This window comes from Fervidicola ferrireducens (genome assembly GCF_001562425.1).
In the GTDB taxonomy this organism is placed as follows: domain Bacteria; phylum Bacillota; class Thermosediminibacteria; order Thermosediminibacterales; family Thermosediminibacteraceae; genus Fervidicola; species Fervidicola ferrireducens.
Map to the genome: position 1 here is coordinate 51,262 of NZ_LOED01000009.1, position 21,930 is coordinate 73,191.

Annotated in this window: 20 protein-coding genes, 7 tRNA genes and 1 rRNA gene; 27 read left to right on the forward strand and 1 reads right to left on the reverse strand. The window is 42.5% G+C overall.

Features of this window, described 5'->3' with window-relative positions:
* Positions 1 to 23 precede the first annotated feature (23 nt).
* The 23 genes from AN618_RS05035 to AN618_RS05140 all read left to right on the forward strand — a co-directional run bounded on the left by AN618_RS05035 (position 24) and on the right by AN618_RS05140 (position 16,717).
* Entirely contained in the window at positions 24 to 233 is a 210-nt protein-coding gene (locus AN618_RS05035) for an alpha/beta-type small acid-soluble spore protein (protein ID WP_066352825.1), read from the forward strand.
* A gap of 162 nt (positions 234 to 395) precedes the next feature.
* Positions 396 to 471: transfer RNA gene (locus AN618_RS05040), tRNA-Val, on the forward strand.
* Positions 472 to 483: 12 nt separating this feature from the next.
* Positions 484 to 561: transfer RNA gene (locus tag AN618_RS05045), tRNA-Asp, on the forward strand.
* A 10-nt stretch (positions 562 to 571) separates the two neighbouring features.
* A tRNA-Phe gene (locus AN618_RS05050) sits at positions 572 to 647 on the forward strand.
* Between the two features lie 6 nt (positions 648 to 653).
* Positions 654 to 728, forward strand: a tRNA-Gly gene (locus AN618_RS05055).
* A gap of 14 nt (positions 729 to 742) precedes the next feature.
* A tRNA-Cys gene (locus AN618_RS05060) sits at positions 743 to 816 on the forward strand.
* Positions 817 to 830: 14 nt separating this feature from the next.
* Positions 831 to 919 (forward strand) — tRNA-Leu (locus AN618_RS05065).
* Positions 920 to 927: 8 nt separating this feature from the next.
* A tRNA-Val gene (locus AN618_RS05070) sits at positions 928 to 1,002 on the forward strand.
* A gap of 111 nt (positions 1,003 to 1,113) precedes the next feature.
* Entirely contained in the window at positions 1,114 to 1,722 is a 609-nt protein-coding gene (locus AN618_RS05075; RefSeq protein ID WP_066352827.1) for a DUF445 domain-containing protein, read from the forward strand.
* 308 nt (positions 1,723 to 2,030) lie between these two features.
* Positions 2,031 to 3,944, forward strand: a complete 1,914-nt coding sequence (gene thrS, locus AN618_RS05080; protein WP_083515055.1) for a threonine--tRNA ligase — start codon at positions 2,031 to 2,033, stop codon at positions 3,942 to 3,944.
* A 149-nt stretch (positions 3,945 to 4,093) separates the two neighbouring features.
* On the forward strand, positions 4,094 to 4,675 hold the full coding sequence (infC, locus tag AN618_RS05085; protein WP_342670463.1) for a translation initiation factor IF-3: 582 nt from the start codon (positions 4,094 to 4,096) through the stop codon (positions 4,673 to 4,675).
* Between the two features lie 7 nt (positions 4,676 to 4,682).
* Positions 4,683 to 4,880, forward strand: coding sequence for a 50S ribosomal protein L35 (gene rpmI, locus AN618_RS05090; RefSeq protein ID WP_066352829.1), 198 nt, complete (start codon positions 4,683 to 4,685; stop codon positions 4,878 to 4,880).
* 15 nt (positions 4,881 to 4,895) lie between these two features.
* Positions 4,896 to 5,252 carry a 50S ribosomal protein L20 gene (rplT, locus tag AN618_RS05095; protein ID WP_066352834.1) on the forward strand — a complete coding sequence of 119 codons (357 nt, stop codon included), beginning with the start codon at positions 4,896 to 4,898 and terminating at the stop codon, positions 5,250 to 5,252.
* 18 nt (positions 5,253 to 5,270) lie between these two features.
* On the forward strand, positions 5,271 to 6,644 hold the full coding sequence (locus AN618_RS05100) for a TrkH family potassium uptake protein (RefSeq protein ID WP_245628408.1): 1,374 nt from the start codon (positions 5,271 to 5,273) through the stop codon (positions 6,642 to 6,644).
* 19 nt (positions 6,645 to 6,663) lie between these two features.
* Positions 6,664 to 7,314 (forward strand): potassium channel family protein, encoded by a 651-nt coding sequence (locus AN618_RS05105; protein ID WP_066352836.1) that lies wholly within the window; start codon positions 6,664 to 6,666, stop codon positions 7,312 to 7,314.
* Positions 7,315 to 7,331: 17 nt separating this feature from the next.
* On the forward strand, positions 7,332 to 8,129 hold the full coding sequence (locus AN618_RS05110) for a TrmH family RNA methyltransferase (protein WP_066352841.1): 798 nt from the start codon (positions 7,332 to 7,334) through the stop codon (positions 8,127 to 8,129).
* Positions 8,130 to 8,183: 54 nt separating this feature from the next.
* The gene (locus AN618_RS13955; protein ID WP_157081631.1) at positions 8,184 to 8,297 is read left to right on the forward strand and encodes a YqzL family protein; all 114 of its coding nucleotides are present in this window, start codon (positions 8,184 to 8,186) and stop codon (positions 8,295 to 8,297) included.
* 109 nt (positions 8,298 to 8,406) lie between these two features.
* Positions 8,407 to 9,423 (forward strand): phenylalanine--tRNA ligase subunit alpha, encoded by a 1,017-nt coding sequence (gene pheS / locus AN618_RS05115; RefSeq protein WP_066352843.1) that lies wholly within the window; start codon positions 8,407 to 8,409, stop codon positions 9,421 to 9,423.
* Positions 9,424 to 9,439: 16 nt separating this feature from the next.
* The gene (gene pheT / locus AN618_RS05120) at positions 9,440 to 11,842 is read left to right on the forward strand and encodes a phenylalanine--tRNA ligase subunit beta (RefSeq protein ID WP_066352846.1); all 2,403 of its coding nucleotides are present in this window, start codon (positions 9,440 to 9,442) and stop codon (positions 11,840 to 11,842) included.
* A gap of 18 nt (positions 11,843 to 11,860) precedes the next feature.
* Positions 11,861 to 12,127: a cell division protein ZapA gene (locus AN618_RS05125; RefSeq protein ID WP_066352847.1), complete on the forward strand. Its 267-nt coding sequence runs from the start codon at positions 11,861 to 11,863 to the stop codon at positions 12,125 to 12,127.
* 17 nt (positions 12,128 to 12,144) lie between these two features.
* Positions 12,145 to 13,869, forward strand: coding sequence for a DNA polymerase/3'-5' exonuclease PolX (polX, locus tag AN618_RS05130; protein ID WP_066352849.1), 1,725 nt, complete (start codon positions 12,145 to 12,147; stop codon positions 13,867 to 13,869).
* Positions 13,870 to 13,892: 23 nt separating this feature from the next.
* Positions 13,893 to 16,262, forward strand: coding sequence for an endonuclease MutS2 (locus tag AN618_RS05135; RefSeq protein ID WP_066352852.1), 2,370 nt, complete (start codon positions 13,893 to 13,895; stop codon positions 16,260 to 16,262).
* Entirely contained in the window at positions 16,259 to 16,717 is a 459-nt protein-coding gene (locus AN618_RS05140; protein WP_066352854.1) for a 2-thiouracil desulfurase family protein, read from the forward strand. The genes AN618_RS05135 and AN618_RS05140 overlap by 4 nt, the downstream gene beginning before the upstream one ends.
* 28 nt (positions 16,718 to 16,745) lie before the next feature.
* Here AN618_RS05140 and AN618_RS05145 read toward each other — a convergent pair whose 3' ends face one another.
* On the reverse strand, positions 16,746 to 19,196 hold the full coding sequence (locus AN618_RS05145) for a transglycosylase domain-containing protein (protein ID WP_066352857.1): 2,451 nt from the start codon (positions 19,194 to 19,196) through the stop codon (positions 16,746 to 16,748).
* A gap of 150 nt (positions 19,197 to 19,346) precedes the next feature.
* Between AN618_RS05145 and tyrS the strand changes: the two genes are divergently transcribed.
* The 4 genes from tyrS to AN618_RS05160 all read left to right on the forward strand — a co-directional run.
* Positions 19,347 to 20,561: a tyrosine--tRNA ligase gene (tyrS, locus tag AN618_RS05150; RefSeq protein WP_066352859.1), complete on the forward strand. Its 1,215-nt coding sequence runs from the start codon at positions 19,347 to 19,349 to the stop codon at positions 20,559 to 20,561.
* A 44-nt stretch (positions 20,562 to 20,605) separates the two neighbouring features.
* A complete protein-coding gene (yunB, locus tag AN618_RS05155; protein ID WP_083515056.1) occupies positions 20,606 to 21,259 on the forward strand; it encodes a sporulation protein YunB in 654 nt (217 codons plus the stop codon).
* An 88-nt stretch (positions 21,260 to 21,347) separates the two neighbouring features.
* Positions 21,348 to 21,545 (forward strand): hypothetical protein, encoded by a 198-nt coding sequence (locus AN618_RS13045; RefSeq protein ID WP_222926326.1) that lies wholly within the window; start codon positions 21,348 to 21,350, stop codon positions 21,543 to 21,545.
* A gap of 83 nt (positions 21,546 to 21,628) precedes the next feature.
* Positions 21,629 to 21,930, forward strand: a 16S ribosomal RNA gene (locus AN618_RS05160); the annotation flags it as partial.

Consider the following 21,930-nt stretch of genomic DNA (forward strand, 5'->3'; position numbering starts at 1 on the left):
AAAGGAAAGAAGAGGGAGAAACTATGTCTAAAAATAAAAAGACCGCAGAAAAATCAGAAAAAGAACTTGAAAAATTGAAAGCTGAAGTTGCGAGGGAACTAAATCTGGAGGATGACATTAAAAAAAGAGGATGGGAAAACTTAACCGCCAGAGAGACGGGGAAAATAGGGGGGCACATGGTAAAGAAATTGATGCGCAAGGCCAGGGAAGATATGCATAAAAAAGAAAGTTAATCGAAATCGGAAGGCCGGGAAAGACAAGAACGACAGATATATTGACCAGATATTCAAAGAAAAAACGCGATAATTTATGGATAAACCGAATAAACAGTTATAAAGAAATCTCATTGTTTTTGACAGCGAATTAATTATCGGGTATACTTAAAATTGTCGCGAGGGCGGATAGCTCAGCTGGGAGAGCACGTGCCTTACAAGCACGGGGTCACAGGTTCGAGCCCTGTTTCGCCCACCAAAAATGGTATGCGGCCCAGTAGTTCAGTTGGTTTAGAACGCCAGCCTGTCACGCTGGAGGTCGAGGGTTCGAGTCCCTTCTGGGTCGCCATATCAATCATGCCTTGGTAGCTCAGTCGGTAGAGCAGAGGACTGAAAATCCTCGTGTCGGTGGTTCGATTCCGCCCCAAGGCACCAGTTTGTGCGGAAGTGGCTCAGAGGTAGAGCATCGCCTTGCCAAGGCGAGGGTCGCGGGTTCAAGTCCCGTCTTCCGCTCCATTTTTTATTTAAATGGCGGCATAGCCAAGTGGTAAGGCAGAGGTCTGCAAAACCTTTATCCCCAGTTCGAATCTGGGTGCCGCCTCCAAAAAAAGAAAATAGGCCGGGGTGGCGGAACTGGCAGACGCACAGGACTTAAAATCCTGGGGGTAGCAATACCCATACCGGTTCGATTCCGGTTCCCGGCACCACATAAAGTGGGCGCTTAGCTCAGTGGGAGAGCGCTTCCTTGACGCGGAAGAGGTCGTAAGTTCGATCCTTACAGCGCCCACCATTTTTATGCCAACTTTCAAACTGCAAGAAATACGCCCTTATAAGGGCTTTTTTTATAGCTGATTTGCTGCCTTTGAGGAAAAGTCACGCGGAATAATGTGAGGTTTGAGGAATGGAAGGCATTTACCCCATTTTTCAATTGGTATTTACACCTTTAATAGGGGCTTTCATAGGCTGGCAGACTAACGTGCTCGCGATAAGGTTGATATTCCGCCCTTTGAAGCCGATAAAAATTCTGGGGATGGAATTTCAGGGCCTTATCCCCAAGAGGAGAAAGGAACTAGCTAAAAATATAGGAGAAGTTTTAGAAAGAGAGATTATCTCTTCAGATGATATAATAAACCGATTGACGGCGGAAGAAATGAAGCTTCAAATACTGTCGCGTATTAAGAGTATAATAGAGCAGAAAATCAATGAAAAGCTGGCTTATTTGCCTGGCTCGTTGAAGACGGTAATAGCGAATTTTTTACTAGATGCAGTGGACAGAAATGGCGAAATGGTTTATGAGGAATTAAAGAAAGACTTGACAGCAAAGGTAAAAGAAAAATTCAAATTAGGTTCAATGGTGGAAGAAAAATTGAATTCTCTTGACTTAAATCAGCTTGAGGAACTTATAGTAAAGCTTTCAAAGAAAGAGTTAAGACAAATCGAGTTGCTTGGCGGGGTTATAGGATTCTTTATAGGCCTCATCCAGGCTGTCTTTTTGCACTTCTTCAACTAATACATGAAATCATCTTCTAAAACTTGACATTACAATTTAAAGGGATTATAATTGACTAAAACTAAATAATATCGAGGGGCTATGAAGAGAAGAGTAGGCTTACGATTTCTCCCAGAGAGGGGCCGGCAGCTGGAAAGGTCCTGAGAATAGTAAGCCGAAAACCGCCTCGGAGTCCTCAGGTGGCACCTTTAACGCCATAAGAGTCAAAAAATAAGGGTGGAACCACGGGAGCAAACCTCCCGTCCCTTGCGGGGCGGGAGGTTTTTCAATTTTAGTAAAAAAATTGATATGAAAAGAGGTGGTTGGCAATGCAGGAACAAGTGAGAGTATTATTAAGGGGAGATGAAGAAAGAATTTATCCCAAAGGCATTACCGTTATGGATATAGCGAAGGACATAAGTCCCAAATTGGCAAATGAAGCTTTGGTAGCCAAAGTTAATGGCGAACTTGTGGATTTGAGTTACAAGCTGGATAAGGATTCTAAAGTGGAAATTCTGACCTTTGAGGACGAGGAAGGAAGGAATGCGTTCAGGCATAGCACTTCTCACGTAATGGCTCAGGCAGTAAAACGACTTTTCCCCGACGTTAAATTGGGCATTGGGCCTGCTATTGAAGAAGGTTTTTACTACGACTTTGACAGGGAGGAGAGCTTTACGCCTGAAGACCTTGAGAAAATCGAGAAGGAAATGGAAAAAATTGTAGCGGAAGATCAGCCATTCATCCGTATGGAAGTGACAAGAGAAGAAGCGATAAAAAAATTGCAGGAAATGGGAGAGCCTTACAAAGTGGAATTGGTCCAAAACCTGCCGGAAGACGCCAAGATAAGCTTTTATAAAAACGGAGAGTTTCTCGATTTATGTGCAGGCCCTCACATACCATCCACAGGCAAGATAAAGGCCTTTAAGCTGACGAGCCTTGCGGGTGCTTACTGGAAGGGCGATTCACGCAATAAGATGCTGCAGAGGATTTACGGCACATCTTTTCCGAAAAAATCGATGCTGGAAGAATACTTAAAGAATCTGGAGGAGGCTAAAAAGAGGGATCATAGAAAACTGGGGAGGGAACTCGATCTTTTTAGCATGCATGAGGAAGGCCCCGGTTTCCCGTTCTTCCATCCCAAAGGAATGATACTCTGGAATACGTTAGTTGATTTCTGGAGAAAGGAACACCAAAAAAGAGGATATCAGGAGATAAAAACTCCCATAATATTGAACGAAGAACTGTGGAAACGCTCGGGACACTGGGATCATTATAAATCGAACATGTATTTTACCCAGATAGACGGAGTAGGGTACGCTATAAAGCCCATGAACTGCCCCGGCGGGATATTGATATATAAAAGCCAGGTCCATAGCTACAGAGAGTTTCCCTTGAAACTGGCGGAGTTAGGTCTTGTCCACAGGCATGAGCTTTCGGGAGTTCTACATGGTTTGATGAGGGTGAGGAGCTTCACTCAGGACGATGCCCATATTTACGTCATGCCATCACAGATTGAGGAAGAGATTTTGGACGTAATAGAACTGGCGGATTATATTTACAAGATTTTCGGTTTTGATTACCACGTAGAGTTGTCAACCCGGCCTGAAAATTCTATGGGACCTGATGAACTTTGGGAAAAAGCCACATCGGCTTTGCAAAATGCCTTGGAGAAAAAAGGGTTCGCTTACAAAATAAATGAAGGCGATGGAGCTTTCTATGGCCCGAAGATAGATTTTCACCTGAAAGATAGCATTGGTCGAACCTGGCAGTGCGGCACAATTCAGTTAGACTTCATGATGCCAGAACGCTTCGACCTTACCTACATCGGTCCGGATGGTGAAAGGCACCGTCCCGTAATGATTCACCGGACTATTTTCGGGAGCCTTGAACGTTTTATAGGAATCCTTATAGAACACTATGCCGGAGCGTTTCCAGTCTGGCTAGCACCGGTGCAAGTAAAGGTAATACCCGTAAGTCAAAAATTTTTAGAGTACGGAAGGCAGGTAAAAAGAAAGCTAGAAGCTCACGATATTAGAGTAGAATTAGATGAAAGAAACGAGAAAGTAGGTTATAAAATAAGGGAAGCACAAATGCAAAAAATCCCGTATATGCTTATCGTAGGGGAAAAAGAAGAGGCTGAAGGTTCCGTGTCGGTAAGAATAAGGGAAAAAGGTGACGTAGGAACGAAAAGTTTAGAGGAGTTTGTCCAAGAGATAAAGGAAAGGATAAAAAACAAAGAATAAAACGGATAAAGTGATTGACATCATAAAACGCCGTATGATATATTAGTCTAGGTAATCGAAAACAGAATATTTTAGCTAGAAAGTAGAAGAATTCATCTTCTCACCTTATGGCGAAAGCCTATAAGGTTCTTACAAGGAAAAGGGGGCAGGTGGATTCTTCCTGCCCTTTATTTTATTTAATTTTTTTGGAGGTGAACGGTATTACAAAAGAAAAAGAACTGGAAGTAAATTATGAAATTAAAGCGCGAGAGGTCAGAGTTATTGACGTTGATGGGAAACAACTGGGGATAATGCCCCTAAAAGAAGCTTTAAAGCTCGCACAGGAAAGACAATTGGATTTAGTCAAGGTTGCTCCCCAGGCAAAACCGCCGGTGTGCAAAATAATGGACTATGGCAAGTACAAATACGAGCAAAGCAAAAAGGAAAAGGAAGCTCGCAAAAACCAAAAAGTTATAAGCGTGAAAGAAATAAGAATGAGCCCGAACATAGAAGAGCATGATTTTCAGGTAAGGGTGAAAAGTGCTCTGCGATTTTTGGACGACGGCAACAAGGTAAAAGTCACGGTAAGATTTAGAGGAAGGGAGATAACCCATACCCAGCTGGGGGAGGATGTATTAAAGAGATTGGCTGAAAGTGTAAAAGAAAAAGCAATTGTGGAAAAACCCCCGGTGATAGAGGGGAGAAATATGGTGATGATACTTTCGCCAAAACAAAATACAACTAAGGAGTGAGGATACGATGCCCAAAATGAAGACCCACAGAGGCGCTGCTAAAAGGTTCAATCTTACGAAAAGGGGAAAAATAAAGAGAGCAAAGGCGTTTAAAAGCCATCTTCTTTCTCACAAATCTCAAAAGAGGAAAAGGCACTTGCGAAAGCCGGCTTTTGTGAGCAAGGCGGATTACAAGCGAATTCTACAGCTGATACCATATAAGTAAACGGAGGGATATTTGATGCCAAGAGTTAAGAAAGGTGTTACAGCTCGAAGAAGACACAAGAAGATTTTAAAATTAGCAAAGGGATATTACGGTGCAAAAAGCAAGCGTTTTAGAATGGCGAACCAGGCAGTTTTAAAATCCCTGATGTATGCATACGTCGGGCGAAAATTGAAGAAGCGTGATTTCAGGAGACTTTGGATCACGAGGATTAATGCGGCCGCGAGAGCTAACGGAATTTCATACAGCAAATTCATAAACGGGCTTAAGAAAGCAGGCATAAAGATAAACCGCAAGATGCTGGCTGAAATGGCTGTACACGATAAAGAGGGATTTAATCAGTTGGTGGAAATCGCTAAAGCAAATGTAAAATAAGTTTAAGTTCCGATCGCTTTGTCTGATATTAGGAGGCGATCAAAAATCAAAGCAGTAGCTTTCGGTCATAATCTGAGATTAAAACCAGCTCAGATTTTGGTTTTAGGGTTTGCTGCGGTGATCCTGAGTGGCGCTTTGCTCCTCACCTTGCCGGTAGCGTCGAGAACCGGCGAGAGCGTGGGATTTTTAAACGCGCTTTTTACTGCTACTTCCGCCACGTGCGTAACGGGACTCGTGGTGGTTGACACGTATACCCAGTATTCGATTTTTGGACAAATTGTCATTTTGCTTTTAATACAAATCGGTGGCCTCGGATTTATGACGATGGCCACGTTAATATTTTTGATATTGGGAAAGAGGATAACCCTGCGAGAGCGCCTCGTAATGCAGGAAGCTTTAAATCAATTAACCATCGCCGGTGTGGTAAAGCTTGCCAGGTACGTCATCTTTACAACGCTGCTATTCGAAGGGATAGGAGCTTTTCTGCTCTCATTGCGGTTTGTAAAAATTTACGGATTTTCGAGAGGAATCTATGCCGGAATTTTTCACGCAGTTTCAGCATTCAATAACGCCGGATTTGACGTTATAGGAGATTTCAAAAGTCTTACTCCGTTTGTGGAGGACCCTCTAATAAACATAGTTATAATGGCGCTGATAATTTTTGGTGGTCTGGGATTTTCAGTGATATGCGACGTATTCAGTACAAGGAGCTTTCATAGACTCAGCCTTCATTCAAAAATAGTGCTTACAATGACGGCAATTTTGCTGATTAGTGGTTTTCTTACGATATACGCTCTGGAGCATGAGAACCCCAAAACCCTCGGTAATCTTTCGCCTAGTGGGAAGATTTTGGCTGCAGCCTTTCAATCCGTAACTTCGAGGACAGCGGGGTTTAACACCATAAGCCAATCGGATATGACGCTACCTGCCAAATACTTCACCATTTTGTTGATGTTTATCGGAGCCTCGCCGGGCTCTACGGGCGGAGGAGTGAAAACATCGACGTTCTTCTTGTTATTGTTGATGGTTTATACTGTTATCACCTCCAGGGAACATGTAGAAATATACAGCAGGCGCGTTCCGTGGGATAACGTATTTAAAGCTTGCGTTATTGTAGTAGTGGCTCTTTTGCTTATATTTACGGTTTCCTTTCTGCTAACGCTGACGGAAAAGACCGATTTCATTACCATATTGTTTGAAACCGTATCTGCCTTCGGAACCGTAGGTTTGTCATTAGGAATCACCCCTCACCTGAGCGATGTCGGAAAGATACTCATAATAATCACCATGTTTTGCGGTAGGGTGGGTCCGCTTACAGTAGCTTTGGCTTTGGCCACCAGAAAGAAAATTGCGCCAATAAAATACCCTGAAGAGAGAGTACTGGTAGGTTAATGGTTGGAGGCGGTGTAACATGAAACAGTTCGTAGTAATCGGTTTAGGGAGATTCGGCTCGAGTGTTGCGAGGACGTTATATAAGCTGGGTTACGATGTATTGGGGATTGACATAAATGAAGAAATAGTTCAATCACTAGCTGACAGCATTACCCATGCGGTTCAGGCGGATGCCACGGATGAAAATACATTGAAGGCACTTGGAGTCAGGAATTTCGACGTCGGCATAGTAAGCATCGGCGACGATATCCAATCGAGCATTTTGGTGACTTTGATTCTTAAAGAGATGGGGATAAAATACGTCATCGCTAAAGCGCAAAATGACCTCCACGGAAAAGTTTTATATAAAATCGGGGCCGACAGGGTGGTTTTTCCAGAAAGGGACATGGGCGTTCGAGTTGCCCATAATCTGGTAGCATCGAATATTCTAGACTATATCGAACTTTCGCCTGATTTTTCAATAGTTGAGCTAGAGGCTTTTCCCGAATGGTACGACAAAACCTTAGGTGAATTGAAGATGAGGAAAAACTATGGTTTGAATGTAATGGCTATAAAACGCGGCGAGGATGTAATAGTGTCTCCGGGCGCCGACGATTTCATAAAAAAAGGAGATATTCTGGTAGTGGTGGGACAAAATAAGGATATAGAAAAACTTGAAAAGCTTGTTTGAGTTACTTGGGAGGTAAAATGACTTTTGGGGAGCCTTCGAAAAGGCAGATAAATCTGGTCAAGGCCTTGATTAGGCTTAAAAATTATAGAAAAAGGCAAGGGCTTTTTGTTGTCGAAGGTTTACGGGCTACGCAAGAAGCATTGAATTCGGATTATGCGGTTGAATTCATCGTATTGTCGGACGATTTTGTAAAGAGGTACGGGGAAAAGTTCCATGGATTCGGGGATGTAAAGGTATACGAAGTACCGCAAAAGCTATACAGAACTCTGTCGGATACGGAGACCCCGCAGGGTATCATGGCCGTTGTTAGAATGAAAAAGTTCGAGATCGCAGACTTATGCACGGGTAACTTTTTAGTCGTTGCTCTTGATGGTATTAAAGACCCGGGCAATATGGGGACTATTATAAGGACAGCGGATGCGGCTGGAGCTAGCGGGATTTTGGCGGGAAAAGGATGTGTGGACGTATATAACCCTAAGGTTATAAGGTCCACGATGGGCTCCATTTTTCACCTGCCAGTAATGGAAGAAATTGACCTTCAGTGGGCACTGAAAGAATTATCTATAAAAGGAGCTAAAATAGTAGTAACCAGCCTTGGTGGGAAGAGGAGTTACCTAGATGCGGACTACACGTCGCCGGTGGTTATTGTCTTCGGCAGCGAGGCCGAAGGTGTTTCAAAAGAGATACTGAATATGCCGTCGGAACAGGTAAAAATTCCGATTCCCGGCAAGGCGGAGTCGCTGAATGTAGCGGTGGCTAGCGGAATTTTGCTTTATGAAGCAGCAAGGCAAAGAGGGGCTCTCTTTCCCTTGTAAAACGTTACCTGCTGTGCTATAATAAACTTAAACGCTGGGAAAGGGAGTGGTCTCTTGCTGACCGCCGACTTTTTTTGGAATATTTTTGAAGCCACGGGTTCGATAACGGCCTATTTGATATACAGGAAATTAATTTCCAGCAAGGTTTATCCCATTAAAAAATATTGAGTGGTGTAAATATTAATTCTTTAAGGAAGTAACGCAGAAGACAAGCTTTCGTCCGTTTTCCGGGACGAAAGCTTTTTTGTAATTTAATTTTGAGGAGGTAGTAAAGTAAGTGAAGGAAGAGTTGTTAGCTTTGAAAGAAGAAGCTTTGCATAGCATTGAGAAATCAGAAGACATCAGGGAATTGAATGATTTTAGGATAAGATTTTTGGGGAAGAAAGGCAAGCTCACTGCAATATTGAGGGGAATGGCGAATCTTTCGCCGGAAGAAAGACCGATCATAGGTAAATTAGCGAACGAGATTAAAGAAGAGTTAGAACAAAAATTTTCTCAGAAGGCCTCAGAATTAAAAGAAATCGCCAAAAACGCACGGCTGCAGCAGGAAAAGATCGATGTCACAATACCATCTAAAGTCATCTTGGGACACAAACATCCGCTGACTTTGGTTTTGGACGAGATAAAAGAAATTTTTCTGGGCCTTGGATATGAGGTTGTTGAAGGCCCGGAGGTCGAGCTTGATTATTACAATTTTGAAGCTCTAAACATACCGAAAGATCATCCGGCGAGAGATATGCAGGATACGTTCTATATAACTGAAGAGATTCTTTTGCGAACGCATACCTCTCCTGTGCAAGTCAGGACTATGGAGAAAAAAATGCCTCCTATCAAAGTTATAGTTCCGGGAAGAGTTTATCGTTCCGATGAGGTGGATGCGACTCACTCTCCTGTTTTCCACCAGGTTGAAGGACTTGTGGTTGGAAAAAGTGTGACAATGGCCGATTTGAAGGGCACCCTTATAACTTTTGCAAAAATGTTTTACGGACAGGAACGGAGGGTGCGGTTCAGGCCCAGCTATTTTCCGTTCACCGAGCCGAGTGCCGAAATGGATATATCTTGTATTGCGTGTGATGGAAAGGGGTGCAGGGTTTGCTCTTATACGGGCTGGTTAGAAATACTAGGCTGCGGTATGGTTCATCCGAACGTGCTTAAAAATTGTGGATACGACCCTGAAGAATTTACGGGTTTTGCTTTTGGTATGGGAATCGAAAGGATAGCCATGTTAAAGTACGGCATTAACGACATGAGGCTGTTTTTCGAAAACGACCTCAGATTCTTAGAACAGTTTTAACTGGGAGGAAAGCAATATGAGGGTACCGATGAAATGGCTAAAAGAATTCGTGGATTATAAAGGCAGTGTGGAAGAATTTGCCGAAAAACTCACCATGTCAGGATCTAGCGTCGAGACTGTCGAATACGTTGGACGAGATATAAAAAATGTGGTTATAGGAGAGGTTTTGGAGATAAAAAGGCATCCTCACGCAGAAAAGCTATTGGTAGCTAAAGTAGATACAAAAGAAAGGGTCTTACAAATAATAACGGGAGCCCATAATATCAAAAAAGGCGATAAGGTAGCTGTGGCCCTGCCCGGAGCCACAATAGAGGGTGGTAAAAAGATAGGAGTTCAGAATATAAAAGGAATGGAATCGGAGGGGATGCTTTGTTCGGCAAAAGAATTGGGATTGGATGACCACGGCCTGCCGGAAGATATGAAAAAAGGGCTTTTGATTTTGCCGAAAGATGCTCCGGTGGGAAAAGATATTAAAGAGTACATAGAACTTGAAGATGCAGTGGTGGAATTTGAACTTACCCCTAATAGAGCTGATTGTTTTAGCATCGTAGGCATTGCAAGGGAGGCTGCGGCCACCTTCAACGTTCCTTTGAAGGTGTCTTTTTCGACCTCTGGGGAAATAAGGCAAATCGACGAGATTTTTGGAAAGGTGAAAGTAACCGTAGAGGCCCCTGACCTTTGTAAAAGGTACATCGCAAGGATAATAGAAGATGTAAAAATTGAACCCTCTCCCCTCTGGATGCAAAGAAGATTGCAGCTTTGCGGGATTCGCCCCATAAACAACATTGTCGACATTACCAATTATGTTATGATGGAACTGGGTCAGCCGTTACATGCATTTGATTATGATAAATTGACTGACGGTTCAATTATTGTTCGAAGGGGCAAAAAAGGCGAAAAGCTTGTTACTTTAGACGGGCAGGAAAGGGAGATCACAGAAGACACTTTGGTGATCGCAGACAAAAAAGGTCCCGTAGCTTTGGCAGGAGTTATGGGGGGAGAAAACACCGAGGTTACAGAGAAAACAAGGACAGTACTTTTGGAATCGGCAAATTTCCTAGGACCCAACATCCGCCGCACGGCAAAAAGACTGGGCATTAGAACCGAGGCGTCTTTGCGCTATGAAAAAGGAATTGACCCGAATCTTGCCGAAATAGCGGCTGAGAGAGCCTGCGAGCTCATTGAAAAGTTGGGAGCAGGTAGAGTTGTTAAAGAATACGCAGATGTATATCCCGAAGTAGTTCGACCAAGAAGGTTGCAACTGAGGGTTGACAAAATAAACGCTTTGCTGGGTACCGATATTTCTAAAGAATGCATGGTTGGCATTTTGAGAAGACTGGGAATGGGCGTTGAAGACGAAGACGGAAAGACCTTTGTCATAGTTCCGACCTTTCGGGCAGATATAGCTCAACAGGCTGATATAGCCGAAGAGATTGCCAGGATTTACGGGTATGACAATCTTCCATCGACTTTGCCGGGCAGTATTGCTACCTGTGGCGTACTAAGTAAGAGACAGAAATTAGAAGATGAAATCAAAAAGACCCTTTCGGATTTGGGATTTTCGGAAATATACACTTATTCATTTATCAGTCCCAGTGCTTTCGACAAGCTAAAAGTGCCGTTCGACCACGAGGTTCGCAACGCCGTAAGGTTATTGAACCCTCTAGGTGAAGAACATAGCGTAATGAGGACCACGCTGCTCGACGGGATCCTCCAAGTGGTTAAGTTTAACTTAAATCAAAAGCAGAAAAGAATACGCATTTTCGAGGTGGGGAAGGTTTTCCTGCCAAAAGAGTTGCCTTTAAAAGAACTGCCCAGAGAAAAGAAAATGATAGGTCTTGCAGTTTGTGAAGAAAAACTGGACTTTTACTACCTGAAAGGAATAGTGGAAGCGATCTTTTCAAAGTTAAAGATAGATAATCCTAAATTTAACCCGGACCGGCATTTTGCCTTCCACCCCGGAAGGACTGCTAGCATTTCCGTAGGGGGCGAAATCGCGGGGTATATAGGAGAAATTCATCCGGATGTAATGGAAAATTATGACATGGAAGATAAAAGGGTTTATGTTGCGGAGCTTGATATGGAACTATTGCTGGACAAAGCAGCAACTGAAGTAAAGTACCAGCCGCTTCCCAGGTTCCCGGCTGCGGAAAGAGATATGGCTATAGTTGTAAAGGAAAGTGTTGCTGCGGGCGACATAATGGAAGCCATAAGGGAAATAGGTGGAGAGCTGTTGGAGAACGTGGAACTTTTCGATATTTACAGAGGGGAACAGATACCGAGAGGCTGCAAAAGTCTTGCCTTTTCATTGACCTATAGAGCGAAAGACAGGACGCTGACGGATGAAGAAATAAACGACCTGCACGCTAAAATAATTGAAGGCATACTTGAAAGGTTTGACGGTCGCCTGAGGGAGTAAAGAGCGGGAGGATAAGGGATGGAAAAAGAGCCGGATGTCACAAGGGTAAAGGTGGAGATTTGCGGAGAAAATTATTATATAAAGGGTTCGGCTTCAGAAGAATACATAAAGCAACTGGCAAAGTATGTTGACCAAAAAATGAAATTACTTTTAAAACTTAACCCGAGACTTAGCCGCATTAACTTGGCGGTACTGACGGCATTAAATATCGCCGACGAATATTTCAAGCTAAAGGCTGAATACGAGGAATTTTTAGAGCTATTCGATGAAGAAAAAAGCAGGTAAAACGGAGTTGGAAGGACATGAAAAATTATCTCGTATCCTTTATTTTTTCCGATATTGCAGATATGCTGGAAATAAAGGGGGAAAATATTTTTAAAATCAGGGCCTACCGAAAAGCCGCCCGGGCAATCGCAAATCTTACTGAGGATGTTGAATATTTAGTAAAAACCTCTTCCCTTGCCGGTATAGAAGGAATTGGAAAGGCTCTCGAAGAAAAGATAAGGGAAATTATAAATAGCGGAACGTGCGAGTATTACGAAAAACTCAAAAGTGAAGTACCTAAGGGACTAGTGGAAATGCTTAAGATTCCGGGGCTGGGGGCAAAAAAGATAAGGACTATTTACGAGAGGTTGAATATAATCACAATTGAAGAGCTGGAACAGGCGGCAAAGCAGCGTAAATTAAGGGGATTGCCCGGAATAGGAGTGAAGACGGAACAAGGCATATTGAAAGGGATCGAGATGCTAAAGGGGACGATGGGGAAAATGCTTTTGCCCACCGCCCTTTTTCTGGCGGAAGAAATAATGGCAATGCTGCGATCACATCCTGCAGTTGAAAAAGTTGATGCGGCGGGAGGCCTGCGAAGAAGACAGGAGTTAATAAGCGAACTCGAGATTGTCATTTCTTCTAATAAGTCAGATGAAGTAATTGACGGATTGTTAACCTACCACAGGATAAAAGAGGTTAGGGAAAGAAGCAGTGAAACGTTGAAAGTATTGCTGGATTTAGGGATTGAGGTTAATTTTCATGTTGTAGAGCCTGTGGCGTTTTGGTCCTGTTTGCATTATTTTACGGGTAGTGAGGAACACAATGTCAGGTTGCGGGAAATAGCCAGAGAAAAGGGTTATGATATTCAAAAGAATTGTATCGTCCGGGTAAAAAGTGGCGAACTATTATACCCTGAAAATGAAGAAAAAATTTACGGATTGCTCGACATGCCCTATGTAATTCCAGAGCTCAGGGAAAACCGGGGAGAAATAGAAGCGGCTCTAAAGCGGAAACTGCCCCAATCCCTCGAAATTGGTGATATAAAAGGCGACCTTCACATCCATAGCAATTGGAGCGACGGATTAAATTCTATAGAAGAAATCGCAATAAAAGCTAGAGATAAAGGTTACGAATACATCGCCATTACCGATCATTCAAAATCTTTGAAGGTCGCCCACGGGTTAGATGAAGAGCGTTTATTTAAGCAGATGGAACACATAAAGAAGCTGAATAACGAAATAAAAGGGATAAGGATTTTATCGGGCATAGAAGTTGATATTTTGAGCAATGACCTTTTGGACTTCGACGACGATGTATTAAAAGAACTTGATATCGTAATTGCTTCTATTCACAGCGGCTTCAGTCAAGATAAAGAAAAGTTAACTCGGCGAGTCTTAAAAGCCATCTACAACCCCTATGTTAATATAATCGCTCATCCAACAGGGAGAATGTTAGCAAAAAGGGAGCCCTATGAGATTGATGTCGATGCTATGCTAAAAGCGGCAGCCGAAACAAATACCGTGCTAGAAATCAATTCTTCTCCAGACAGGCTTGACTTGAACGATGAACTTGCGAGAAAGGCAAAGGAAATGGGGGTAAAAATCGTTATCAACACCGACACTCATGAGCTGGAAGGATTAAACGACATAAAGTACGGGGTGTGGGTGGCAAGGAGGGCTTGGTTAGAAAAAGAGGACGTGATAAACACCTGTACGCTTCCTCGCTTGATGGAAATACTGAGCCAAAAGCGAAAATGAGCTAAAAAGGGTGATTGGATTTTATGGACGAACGGGTGCAGAAATTACTGGAATTCGACAAAGTAAAACAAATAGCAGGCAAATACGCCGTATCCGATTTGGCAAAAAAATTATTGCTTGATTTAAAACCTGCTTCGGATGAACAAATCGTAAAGAGAATGCAGCGGGAGACCACAGAGGGCGTAATTTTGCTAAAAGCGGGGATGAACTTACCCGTCGACGAGTTGCCCGATATTCGAAAGTCGATAAAAAGGGCTTCTATCGGGGGGATACTTTCGCCCGGTGAGCTGCTTTCAATTGCTGCGATTATGAGAGCTTCGCGTCTCATAAAAAAGGCGTGGTACGATAAAGCATTAACCGATTGCAAGGTTGTTGAAAGCGTCATAGAGAAAATACACGTCTTTACTTCTCTCGAGGAAAAGATCTCCAAAATTATTTTGAGCGAGGAAGAAATATCAGATGACGCAAGTCCCAGATTGCTCAGCCTGAGAAAAGAGAAAAAAATACTTTTACAGAGAGCAAAAGAAAAGCTGGAGTTTTACGTAAATTCGCCCCACTATCAGAAATTCCTTCAAGAGCCTATTATCACAGTGCGAAACGGCAGGTACGTAATTCCGGTAAAGCAAGAGTTTAGAAACAGCATTCCCGGAGTAGTACACGACCAGTCAGCGAGCGGGTTGACTATTTATGTAGAACCCATGCCCGTCCTTCAAATTAACAACGAAATAAGAAGGTTGGAGATTGAAGAGAACAAGGAGATAGAGCGAATATTAAAAGAGCTTACGGCTAAAATAGCACAGAACAGCGAATACCTTGAAGAGACCTTTGAAGCTGTAATACGCCTAGATTTCATCCTGGCTAAAGCCAAGTTCAGCATTGAAATAAAAGGTGTCGAACCCGAATTTAATACGAGAGGATATATTAGCATTAAAAAAGGCAGGCATCCTTTGTTGAAAGGAGAAGTTGTTCCGATCGATATTTATCTGGGCAACGAATTTACGATATTGGTTATAACCGGGCCTAATACCGGTGGAAAAACCGTTTCGTTAAAAACCGTAGGTTTGTTTGCTCTGATGGCGCAATCCGGTTTTCACCTTCCATGCGAAGAAGGAACTGAAATGTCTGTGTTCACCAATGTTTTTGCCGACATTGGCGATGAGCAAAGCATTGAGCAGTCACTCAGCACCTTTTCCGCGCACATGAAAAATATAAAAGAGATAGTAGACAGAGCGGATTCGAAAAGCTTGGTATTGCTGGATGAACTAGGGGCCGGGACGGACCCCACAGAAGGTGCAGCACTGGCAATGGCTATATTGGATTACTTTTTGAAAATAGGAGCTAGAGTGATAGCGACAACTCACTATAGCGAACTAAAAGCTTTTGCCTATTCCAGGGATGGGATGGAAAATGCGAGCGTGGAATTTGACCTGGAAACTCTAAGTCCGACTTACAGGTTATCCATAGGCGTTCCCGGAAAGAGCAATGCTTTTGAAATTGCAAGACGACTGGGGTTAAAGAGAGAGATTATAGACGCTGGGAGAAACTTCTTAAAAGTAGAAGATATAAGAATGGAAGATCTGCTGCAGGAAATCGAATTGGAGAGAAAGCGGATAAGGCAAGAAAGAGAAGAACTTGAGAAAATAAAAGAAGGTCTTTTTAATAAACTAACAGAACTTGAAAAAGAAAGAGAAAAACTTAGGAAAAATGAAGAAAAAATGATAGAAAAAGCGAGGGAAAAAGCAAAGGACATTATCGAAAAAGCAAGAAAAGAAGCCGAAAAGGTATTTGAAAAGTTAAAGGAATTGGAAGCTCAAGATACGAAACAAATTAGGGATAAAATAGCTGAAGAGGTTAGGAAGACGCTAAAAAAAGCGAGAGAAGATTATGGGACGGAAGAAGTTCCGTTGATAAAAACTGCAAAGAAAAAAATTATATCTGGCCCTTTACATCCGGGCGATAGGGTGATGGTGGAAAGTTTAAATCAGGAAGGATATGTAGTATCACTGGACGAAAAAGGGAAAATCGCTCAGGTACAAATAGGCGCCATGAGAATTAATTTACCAGTTGAAAGTCTTGTAAAAATAGAAGAAGAGAAAAATGACAAAAAAGAGGTGACGTATTCGCTGTTAGCGATGGAAAAAACAAAAGAAATTTCGAAAGAAATAGACATCCGGGGTCTCACATTGGAGGAGGCGTTGCTGAAGGTCGAAAAATATTTGGACGATGCGAGCCTTGCGGGTTTGCCCAATGCAGTTATTATTCACGGCAAGGGTACGGGAGTACTAAGAAAAGGCATCCATGATATGTTGAGAACGCGAAAAGACATTAAATCTTTTAGACCCGGCAATATGAACGAAGGTGGACTAGGGGTTACGGTGGTGGAGTTCCTTTGATTATAATTAGCGCATGCCTTGCAGGTTTTAATACGAGATACGATGGGAAAAATAGTTGCCATGCGGTTTTTGAGGATATGGTAAGAACCAAAAAAGCCATACCTTTCTGTCCAGAACAAGCCGGGGGGTTGCCTACACCTCGTACGCCAGCTGAAATAATTGGTAAAGACGGTTTTGAAGTGATTAAAGGGAAAGCGGTAGTCCTCACCAGAGACGGAAGGGATGTGACGGAATATTTTATCAGAGGCGCAAAAGAAACGTTAAAGCTAGCAGAACTTATAGACGCCGATACTGCAATCTTAAAATCGAAAAGCCCATCCTGTGGATGCCGGTTTATATACGACGGGAAATTTAACGGAACATTAAAAGAAGGTATGGGGGTAACGGCCGCTTATTTAACGGCATACGGATTAAAAGTGATTGATTCGGACGAATATTTACGTGGTTTGTATTGATTTAGAGTTGCGCGGCAAAAAAGGGGAGCTATACGCTCCCCTTTTTTGCGCTACCTTTTTCCTGAACATTCTCTGAGCCCCTTGCCCCATTTTCGTTGTCCGCAGGCTGCTCTGGATTTTGGGAAGGCACCTGATTTCCCGTGTTATTGCTGCCACCGTTAATTTGGTTTTCACTGCTGTTATTCGACGAATCGTTCTGAGTGCCGCTATCTACAGGTTGCAAAACATCTTTTTCGAAATTGCTTCCGCTTGATGATTCCTGGGTGTGTAAGTTGCAATATTCTGTCGGCGGCATATACTTCGCATCTAACGGTATTTTGCCATCGGGAGATGTTTTGTAAGGGGGCCTATTCAAGAAAACTTTTGGCTGCACTTGTTCAGGAGGACAATACGGTGTCGCTAGCAATCCTGAAGTTATATCTATCAATTTTTGTACGTGGACATCGCAGAATTCCGAAGGTTCGGTTCCCTTAATGAAATATTCATATCTAATCCGCGAACCCCGTGGGTCATTGTTGCAGAGTTCTGTAGGAATCTTGCCCGAATCCTGGCAGACGGCGATGGGTCCTACGATTCCTGATGGCTTAGAAAAGCTGACTTTAGGTAAATTTTTATGAGCTACGGTCATAATTTGCTTCCATATCAAAGCCGGCTGATATCCGCCCGCCACCCCCTTCATGGGGGTTGGTTCATCGTGCCCCATCCATACGGCTGCGACTAAATACGGTGTATAACCTACAAACCATACATCTTTGTTATCCGAAGTAGTTCCCGTTTTTCCTGCTACAGGGAACGGAAAATTGGCAAGTCTCTTTGCCGTTCCTTCAGTTATTACGCTTCGCATCATATCGGTCATTATGAAGGCAACCTGGGGACTTACAGCGGTCCATCTAGACGGTGTATGTTCCAAAAGCGTTCTGCCGTTTTTGTCAACAACTTTTAATATAGCCACAGGCTCCACGTGTATCCCCTGATTAGCCAAAGTCCCGTATGCCGATGCAAGCTCCAGAGGGGAAACGCCCTTAGTCAAACCTCCCAGTGCTATCGATAGCTGTCTATCATTTTTTCGGCCTTCTAAAACCAGGTTTTTTATACCTAATTTCTGGGCATATTCAATTCCTCTGTCTACACCAATCTTTTCGAGGACTTTCACCGCGACCACGTTGACTGAATCCGCAATGGCTTTCCGTATGGTTGTGAGCCCTTTGAAGTCTCTTGTATAGTTTTGAGGGGACCAATTGCCGTAAGAAACCGGCGAATCGTCGATGACGCTTGCGGCTGTATACCCCATATCTATTGCAGCCGTATAAACAACGATGGGTTTAAAGGCAGAACCAGGCTGCCTGTAAGATTGCGAGGCCCTGTTCAGACCTAGCTTTTTATAATGTTCGCGACCTCCCACCAGTGCTTTTATATGCCCGGTATGGGGGTCTATAACTACGACTGCAGCTTGAGGTTGGGGAATGCCGTTCTTATCTTTTTTTGTATATGGGTAATTTTTCGGGTCCGCTAAAGCTTTTTCGGCTGCTTCTTGGATTTCTAGGTCGACTGTGGTATAAATTCTTAGTCCTCCGTTATAGATTTTTTCATAAGCTTCGGATTCGGTAAGTCCTAGCTTTTTTTGAAAATCTTCTGCCAATTGTGTTATAACAAAGTCGGTAAAATAAGGAGCTTTATAGTCTGCCTTTGCGTTTTCAAGGCCTACCAGTTTTATCTCTTCTTTTTTTGCTTTCTCAGCTTCTTCTTTTGTTATAAATCCCATATCGACCATTTCATTCAAAACTGTAGCTTGCCTTTCCTTTGCTTTTTCGAAATTTATATAGGGTGAGTAAATTGAAGGACCTTTAGCTATACCTGCGAGCATGGCACTTTCTGCAAGGGTGAGGTCCTTTACGCTTTTTCCAAAAAAGGTCTGAGCTGCAGCTTCCACGCCATAAGCCGAATGACCAAAGTATATCTGGTTTAGGTAAAATTCCAGAATTTGGTCCTTAGTAAAATGACGTTCCACCTGAATCGCAAGCCATGCCTCTTGTGCTTTGCGTTTTAGAGTTTTTTCATGGCTAAGAAAGGCGTTCTTAACCAATTGCTGGGTTATGGTACTTGCACCCCTGCGATATCCTCCAGTGACTATATCGGTCCACAAAGCACCTATGAGGGATTTTAAATTGATGCCTTTATGTTTGTAAAAATTTTGGTCTTCTATGGCAATGAATGCTTCTTTGAGATGATCGGGAATCTCATCTAAAGGTACTGGAATTCGATTTTGGCCCCCGTGAAGTTCGGCAATTACATTGCCTTTTGAGTCGTAAACGATAGAAGTTTCGCTGGGTTTTAGTTTTTGAGGATCGAAAGGCGGTGTGTCCTTTACGTAATATAAAAATAATCCGAGAGCTGAGCCACAAGATAAAAGAAAGGCAAATATCAACAAAGACATCAAGCTCCTCGCAAGAGAGAGCTTTCTTTTTCTGGGATTTCCCATAGTTAACCTCCTCGGTTCTCTGATGCAATTTAACCCCTATGTCGAGATTATTATACCATAATATAAACCGTGAAGAAAATGCAAAAGTTTGAACTAAAAGAATCGGTGTGTTATAATTAATAAAAACATCTTCATGGAAGAGGGATAAAGTTGAGGCCTGAAGAACAATTTGAACTTTTAAGACAAAATGTAGCCGAAATAATTTCGGAAGAAGAGTTATTAAATAAGCTGAAAAAATCTTATGAAGAAAAAAGGCCCTTGAAGGTGAAATTGGGTTTGGATCCCACTGCCCCGGATGTCCACCTTGGACATGCCGTAGTATTGAAGAAAATGCGGCAGTTTCAGGAATTAGGGCATGAAGTGGTATTGATAATCGGAGATTTTACGGGGATGATAGGAGATCCAACTGGAAAATCGGAGACTAGAAAGCAACTTTCGAGAGAAGAAATTATCGAAAACGCGAAAACTTACAAAGAACAGGTATTCAAAATTTTAGATCCGGACAAGACAAAAATAGTTTTCAATAGCGAGTGGCTGAGCCGAATGACTTTTGAAGATGTGTTAAAGCTGGCTTCAAAGTACACTGTAGCGCGCATGCTGGAAAGAGAAGATTTTAGCAAAAGGTTTAATGAAGGAAGGCCGATCTCCATACATGAATTTTTCTATCCACTTATGCAGGGTTATGATTCGGTAGCCCTTAATGCTGATGTCGAATTGGGGGCAACCGAACAAAAATTTAATATTTTAATGGGGAGAATCCTGCAGAAGGAATATGGACAAGAGCCTCAAGTGGCTGTGCTAATGCCCATTCTCGTCGGAATCGATGGCAAGCGAAAGATGAGTAAAAGTCTCGGAAATTACATAGGCGTAAACGATCCGCCCGATGAGATGTACGGCAAAGTGATGTCCATTCCGGATGAAATAATGCTTGAGTATTATAAGCTGGCTACGGACTTAGAACATCGTGAATTGGAAAAAATAGCAGAAAACTTAAAGGAAGGAAGAGTAAATCCTCGAGATTTAAAAATGAGGCTGGCCAGGGAAATTGTAAAACTTTATCATGGTAGTGAAGAAGCTTTGAAAGCAGAGGAGAATTTTGTAAGGATATTTCAAAAGAAAGACTTGCCCGATGAAATTCCAGTGTTCGAGATAAACGATGAAAAAATATGGCTCCCCAAATTAATAACCCTTGTGGGATTTTCTTCGTCCAACAGTGAGGCTTTGAGAATGTTGAGACAAGGAGCGGTAAAGATAAACGGAGAAAAAGTTATGGATGCCATAGAACTCGAGATAAGGTCTCCCTTCATCCTCCAGGTTGGAAAAAGAAAATTTGTAAAGGTGGTCAATGGCAAAAAGCAATCATGAACGAATTAGGCCCCTCCTGCATATTTTAATTAGGAGGGGTTTTTATGTTTTTGCGGGTTAAAATGCTAAGACGAAGATATCCAATAAAGAAGATGAATGTATATACCGTATTTATTTTACTTATAATAATTCTTTCTATTTTATTTGCTTTTATTGAAAGGCAAATAGCACCCAGCGTTTTGGCAATAGCAGAAGCCAGAGCCAGAATTATAGCGACAGAAGCCATAAATAAAGCGGTGAAGGAAAGGATAACCAAAAACATTAAGTACACTGACCTTATTGCTATACATAAAGATGTCAACGGACAGGTAACATTAATTCAAATAAATACGATAGAAATAAACCGGATAGAAACCGAAACTTCTTTAGAAGTAGTAAAAACCTTAAAAGAAATCAGTATGGAAAAAATAAAAATACCACTAGGCTTGATTACTGGAAGTAAAATATTATCTAATATAGGACCTTCAATCAACGTATCTCTCTATCCGGTTGGAACAGCCTATGTGGACACTTCTGAAGCCTTTGAAGAAGCTGGCATTAATCAAACAAGACACAAAATATTATTGGACATAACAGCTCAAGTAAGAATTGTTCAGCCGCTTTTGAGTTCAAGGGTAGAAATTAAAACCAGTGTCCCTATCGCTGAAACGATTATCATAGGGACTGTACCTCAAACCATATTGGACTTTAAACAGTAAGGCAAACCGATGAAAAACAAAGGAGAATTGAGGGATATTCATTTTTTTTAATAAAAACGCATATAATTAATGTCCTTTAAAATTGAAGATGGATTATGTTTGTGATATAGTATTAAGCGCCGACGTTGAAAACGATGTCTTTAAAAACTCGAAAAATAAACAGGTTGACAAAAAACAGCAGGAGCGATATAATAAAGAACTGTCGGCGGAAAAAAGGAAGCGAAGAGGGTTGACAAGAAGGAGCAAAGATGTTACAATAGAATTCCGCCGAGGAGATGAACCTTGAAAACTGAACAGTGCCACGCCTGAGAGTTTCGACTGAAAGGTGTGTAAGTAAAGCGAGCGTAAAGCTTGCTTTCGAGGAGATATTAACCTGAGAGTTTGATCCTGGCTCAGGACGAACGCTGGCGGCGTGCCTAACACATGCAAGTCGAGCGGGGGATGCTGAAGGTTTAAGCTGGAGGCATCCTTAGCGGCGGACGGGTGAGTAACACGTAGGCAACCTACCCACCACACGGGGATAGCCCTGGGAAACCGGGGGTAATACCCGATACCTTTGCTAGCCGCATGGCTAGTAAAGAAAGCTGCCTTTTAGGTGGCGGTGGTGGATGGGCCTGCGGCCCATCAGCTAGTTGGTGAGGTAACGGCTCACCAAGGCGACGACGGGTAGC